At 74.7% G+C, this 5,527-nt stretch carries 4 protein-coding genes; 1 reads left to right on the top strand and 3 read right to left on the bottom strand.

Annotated features, from left to right (window positions below; translation table 11 throughout):
* A partial coding sequence (locus Q7W29_11500) for an efflux RND transporter permease subunit (GenBank protein ID MDO9172443.1) occupies positions 1-1,558 on the bottom strand: 1,558 nt, incomplete at its 3' end.
* A 13-nt stretch (positions 1,559-1,571) separates the two neighbouring features.
* Positions 1,572-2,714 carry an efflux RND transporter periplasmic adaptor subunit gene (locus Q7W29_11495; protein MDO9172442.1) on the bottom strand — a complete coding sequence of 381 codons (1,143 nt, stop codon included), beginning with the start codon at positions 2,712-2,714 and terminating at the stop codon, positions 1,572-1,574.
* A gap of 155 nt (positions 2,715-2,869) precedes the next feature.
* Here Q7W29_11495 and Q7W29_11490 point away from each other — a divergent pair, with 155 nt between their 5' ends.
* On the top strand, positions 2,870-4,378 hold the full coding sequence (locus tag Q7W29_11490; GenBank protein ID MDO9172441.1) for a hypothetical protein: 1,509 nt from the start codon (positions 2,870-2,872) through the stop codon (positions 4,376-4,378).
* On the opposite strand, the gene Q7W29_11485 is transcribed toward Q7W29_11490, so the two are convergent.
* The coding region (locus tag Q7W29_11485; GenBank protein ID MDO9172440.1) for a cation diffusion facilitator family transporter at positions 4,375-5,527 on the bottom strand (1,153 nt) is incomplete at its 5' end. The genes Q7W29_11490 and Q7W29_11485 overlap by 4 nt on opposite strands.

Raw genomic sequence — 5,527 nt, 5'->3', positions numbered from 1 at the left:
GGGCCGGCCGGCCGCCGCCGGCGAAGCGGGTCCAGGCCGACATCCGCGCGCGCAGCGGCGCCGGGCCGCGCGCCGGCTCCCCGCCCCCGCCCTGCCCGAAGGCGACGGCCATCGGCGTGAAGGTCAGCGCGACCGCGAGCGAGATCAGCAGCGAGAAGGTCACCGTCAGCGCCTGGTCGCGGAAGATCTGGCCCGCGACGCCCACCACCACGAAGACGATGGGCACGAACACCGCGACGGTGGTCAGGGTCGAGGCCACGACCGCGCCGCTGACCTCGGCGGCGCCGCGTTCGGCCGCCGCGGCGGGGGACAGCCCCGGGTCGTCCTCCCGCTTGCGGTGGATGGCCTCGAGCACCACGATCGAGTTGTCGACGAGCATGCCGACGCCCAGCGCCAGCCCGCCCAGCGACATCACGTTCAGCGACACGCCGCGGCCGTACATCAGGATGAAGGTGGCGACGATCGAGATGGGGATCGCCACGCTGATGATCAGCGTGCTGCGCAGCTCGCGCAGGAAGACGAACAGCACCAGCACCGCCAGCAGGCCGCCCAGCAGGGCGTTGTCGCGCACCTCGCCCACGGCCTTGGCGATGAACACCGACTGGTCGAACAGGACCGCGACCTCCATGCCCTCGGGCAGCTGCTCGGCCACCCGCTCCAGGTGGCGCCGCACCGCGGCGGCCATGTCGACGATGTTGTCGTCGCCCTCCTTGTAGACGGCGATCTCGACGCTCTCGCGCCCGTCGACGTGGGTGATGGTCGTGCGCTCGCGGTGGGTGCGCGTGATCGCGGCCACGTCGCGCAGCTTCACGCCGCGGCCGTCGCGCGCGCCGACGATCACCTCGCCGATGTCGTCCACCGAGGCGAAGCGGCTCAGCGTGCGCACCACGTACTCGGCGTTGCGGTCGCGCAGCCGGCCGCCCGAGGCGTTGACGTTCTCCTGGGCCAGCGCCTCGGCCACCGCGGCGATGGGCACGCCCAGCGCCGACAGGCGGTCCTCGTCGACCTCGACCCGGATCTCCTCCTCGAGACCGCCGGAGACCTTGGCCGCGGCCACGCCCTGCAGCGACTCGATCTCGCGCTTGAGCACCTCGTCGGCGACCGCGCGCAGGCGCGCCAGGGAGGCGTCGCCCCACAGGCCGATGCGCAGCACCGGGTCCTGGGCGGGGTCGTACTTCAGCAGCACCGGCGGCAGCGCCTCGTCGGGCAGCTGGATCAGGTCGACCTTCTCGCGCACGTCCAGCGAGGCGTAGTCCATGTCGGTGCCCCAGCCGAACTCCAGCGTGATCTGCGAGAGGCCGCTCTGGCTGATGGAGTGGACGCGGCGCAGGCCGGGCACGACGCCGACCGCCTCCTCCAGGGGGCGCGTCACCAGGTTCTCGACGTCGGCGGGCGCGGTGTTGGGGAACTCGGTCTGCAGCGTGACGCTGGGGTAGCGGATCGCGGGCAGCAGGCGCATGTCCAGGCGGCCCAGGGCCACGACGCCGAAGACGACGGCGGCGATGGTCGACATCCAGACCGTGACCGGGTGCGTGACGGCGAAGCGGATGGTCTTCACGGCGCGCCCCCGCTCAGCGTCCGGCCGCGCTGGCGACGACGGCCTCGCCGTAGCCCGCCGCGGCCGCGTTCAGGGCCGAGATGCGCGAGCCGTGGCGCAGGCCGCCCTGCCCGGCCGTCACGACGAAGGCCCCCTCCTCGACGCCGTCGAGCACCTCCACGTACTGCTCGTCGTAGAGCCCGGCGTTGATCTCCACCTTGCGCACCGTGTCGGCCTCGGCCACGAACAGGCTGCGCAGCCCGCCCTCCTCGACCAGGGCCGCCTTGGGCACCGCCAGCGCGTCGGTGTGGGTGTCGGTGGTGATGCGCACCTTGACGAAGCCGCCGGCGCGCACGGCGGCGCCGGCGTCGCGCAGCAGCAGCGTCAGCCGCACCGTGCTGGTGGCGGGGTCGACGACCGGCGAGATGCGCTCGACGACCGCCTCGAGGTCGGCCCCCTCGGCGTCCGGCGTGACCAGCACGCGCTGCCCCGCCGACACCTTGCGCGCGATCGCCTCGGGCAGGTGGACGCGCACGCGCAGGGGCGAGAAGTCGGCCAGGGTGACCATCGCCTCCCCGGCGGCCACCTGCTGCCCCGCCACGATGCGGCGCTGCGTGATCTGCCCGGCGAAGGGCGCGCGCAGGCGCGTCTCCTCCAGGGCGATGCGGGCCAGGTCGCGCTCGGTCTCGGCCAGCTCGTGGGCGCCGCGCACGACGTCGAACTCCTGGTCGCTGATCAGCTTCTGGTCCATCATGGCGCGGTTGCGCTCGAGCTGGCGGCGCTGGTCCTCCAGCTTCAGCTCGGCCTGGCGCAGCTGCACCTTCTCGCGCTCGTTCTCCAGCTCGGCCAGCACGGCGCCCTGGGCGACCCAGTCCCCCTCCTCGGCGGACAGCGCGTGGACGCGGCCGCCGACGCGCGTCACGAGCTCCACCTGGCGGTCCGCCTCCACGGTCGAGGCCGAACGGTAGTAGGCCGCGATGGCGCGGCGCGAGGCGGACGCCAGCTCCACGGGCACCGCCACGTCCTCGGGGTCGTCCTTCCCCCCTTGCGTGGTGTCGGCGCCGGCCACGGCCTTCGAAGTGCCGAAGGGCAGCTTGCCGCCCTGCCACAGGAACACGCCCGCGACCGCGAGGGTCAACAGGGCCGCCGCACCGATCGCCATCCGCTTGCGCGTCATCGCCGTGCCTTTCGTCGGGGAGCGCGGCCCGCCCGGCCGCCCGTACCCTGCCAAGACGCACGCCGTCGGGACGCGGTTGCATGCGATCGCGCGACTGGACGCGGAACCCGCGTTCCCCTATGGTTCCGGGGGTTCGAAGCAGGAAGGATTCCCCCATGGCCAGGCCGCGCCCGCTCGATCTGCTGCCGGTGATCGTCCTGCTCGCCGGCGCCGCCTGGCTGCTGGGCGGCGGCCCGCACGCCCGCACCGGCTTCCCGCTGGACGACGCCTGGATCCACCGCGTCTACTCCCGTTCCTTCGCCCACCTGCAGGGCTTCGCCTACAACCCCGGCCAGCAGGAGTCCGGCGCCACGAGCCCGCTGTGGGCCATCGTCAGCTCGCCGGCCCACGCGCTGCAGTTCGCCGGCGACGACGCCGTCGTGCTGGCCGTCAAGGCGATCGGCCTGCTGGCGGCCCTGGCCGCCCTATTCGCGCTCGCGGCGCTGACCCGGGCGCTGACCGGCTCGCGCGCGGCCGGCATCGTCGCGGCCTGCGTGCTGGCGGCGGACCCGCGGCTGGCCTTCGCCGCCATGTCGGGGATGGAGACGCCGCTGACGCTCGCGCTGTGGCTGGGCGGGACCGCGGCGCTGGTCGCCGGCCGCCGCATGGCGGGGCTGCTGCTGCTGGGCCTGGGGGTGACGGCGCGGCCCGAGATGGCGGTCGCGGCGCCGCTGATCGCCTTCCCGGTGCTGGTGCTGGGGTGGGTGGACTGCGGCGGCCGGCGGCGGTTCGCGCGCGACCTCGGCCTGGCCCTGCTGCCGGCCGCGCTGTGGGCGCTGTTCTGCCTGGTCGCGACGGGCCGGCCCCTGCCGGCTACCTTCTACGTGAAGTCCGCCGGCTTCGGCCTGGGCCCCGACCAGCTGCGACTGGCCTGGGAGCTGCTCGCGCAGAACGGCCCGCTGACGGCGTCCGCCCTGCTGATCGGGGCCGCGGCCCTGGCCGTGCTGCTGGCGCGGCGCCGCAGCCGCGCGGGCGACGTCGCCGCCCTGTCGCTGCTGCTGGCGCCGGTCGCCTACCTGCTGGCCGTGGTCGCGGGCCGCCAGATCGGCCTGTCCGGCTACTACTGGACCCGCTGGGCCGACCCGCCGGCCCTGGCCCTGACCGCGGCGGCGGGCGCGGGCTTCGGCGCCGCGATCGCGTGCGTGCCCGGGCTGCTGCCCGACCGGCGCCGCGCCACGGGCCTGGTCCTGGGCGGCGTGCTGCTGTTCTCCGCGCTGGCCGGCTGCCTCGGCGCCTGGGGCGAGCGCCGCTCCCGCCTGGAATCCGACGGCGCCGCGATCGCGCGCATGAACATCCAGCCCGCGCAGTGGCTGCGCAGCGTCACGCCCCCCGACGCCGTCGTCGGCGTGAACGACGCCGGCGCGCTGCGCTACTTCTCCGACCGCCGCGTCCTGGACCTGATCGGCCTGAACCTGCACGGCCGCGCCTTCGGCCGCACCACGCTCAACGAGCTGTACCAGCGGATGGACTGGATCGCCGTCTTCCCCGCGACGTGGTCGGCGACGAACCTGATGGACGGCTTCGAGGAGCGGCGCGTCTACACCATCCCCCCCGCCGAGTACACGGTGTGCGATTGCCCCAACCAGACGACGCTGGTCATCGGGGAGAAGCGGCGGGCGCGCTAGAGCGGTTGCTCCGTCCGGCCCTCCGGCTCCACGTGGATGAGCACCTGGCCGATCCCCGCCACCTGCGAGCGCAAGCAGACCTCGGCCGCGTGCGCCAGTTGGTGGGCCTCGCCCACCGTCAGGTGCGGGTCGGCCCGGCAGGTCAGCACGGCGTCGATGCCGCAGGGCGCCGCGTGGAGGCGGTCGACGCGGCAGCGCCCGTAGCCGAAGACCTCTGCGGCCGCCGCACCGATCCGCGCGACGAGGTCGGACTCCGCGGCGGCGGTCAGGGGCGCGGGCTCGTCCACCGGCACCGCGAACGGCTCCAGGTGGCTGCGGATGTCCTGCACGTGGGGCAGCTCGGCGCGCACGGCCGCCTCGAAGCGGTCGACCGCGGCGTGGGCCTCGGCCAGGGTGTGGTGCTCGGGCATCTCGACGTGCAGGTCCAGGTAGTAGCGGCCGCGCACCTCGTGGGAGTGCACGCCGTGGGTGCGCAGGCCGAGCCGGGCGGCCACGGCCGACACGGTGCGCGGCAGGCTCTCGTCGCGGTTCTTCACGGGATCGACGTGGACCACCACGTCGCAGCGCGGCGCCACGGTCCGCACCCTCGCCTCGACCGCGACGGCGACGGCGTGCGCCTCCTCGAGCGAGGCGCTGCGCGCGACGTCCACGGTCAGGTCGACGAAGGTCTCGGCCCCGCTCGCGCGCACGCGCACCGGCCCGACCGCCTGCACGCCCGGCACGTCGACGACCGCGGCGGCGACCGCCGCCGTCAACCCCGGCGGCGCCTCGTCCAGCAGGGCCGCCACGGCGCGCCGGCCCAGCCGCACGCTGACCCCGACCACGATGACCGCCACGCCCAGCGCCGCCAGGGCGTCGGCCTGCGCCAGCCAGCCCCACGCGGGACCCAGGCGTCCGCCGAGCCACACCAGTCCCAGCCCGACGAGCACCACGGACGAGCTCCACACGTCGGTCGCGAAGTGCAGCGCGTCGGCCTCGAGCGCCTGGCTGCCGTGCTTGCGGGCCGCCCGCTGCAGCATGCGCGAGCGGTTCACGTCCACGACGATCGAGAACAGCATCACGCCGAAGGCCCACCAGGAAGCCTCGATCTCCACCTTCCTGAAGAACAGCCGCTGCACGGCCTCGTAGACGATCCAGATGCAGGTAACC

Source organism: bacterium (assembly GCA_030654305.1).
Lineage (GTDB): Bacteria > Krumholzibacteriota > Krumholzibacteriia > LZORAL124-64-63 > LZORAL124-64-63 > PNOJ01.
This window is presented reverse-complemented; position numbering and strand designations above follow the sequence as displayed.

What these genes read in the sequence shown, in the direction of transcription:
- Q7W29_11495 (MDO9172442.1), bottom strand. Translation starts at nt 2,714, where the DNA reads ATGACGCGCAAGCGGATGGCGATCGGTGCGGCGGCCCTGTTGACCCTC.
- Q7W29_11490 (MDO9172441.1), top strand. Translation starts at nt 2,870, where the DNA reads ATGGCCAGGCCGCGCCCGCTCGATCTGCTGCCGGTGATCGTCCTGCTC.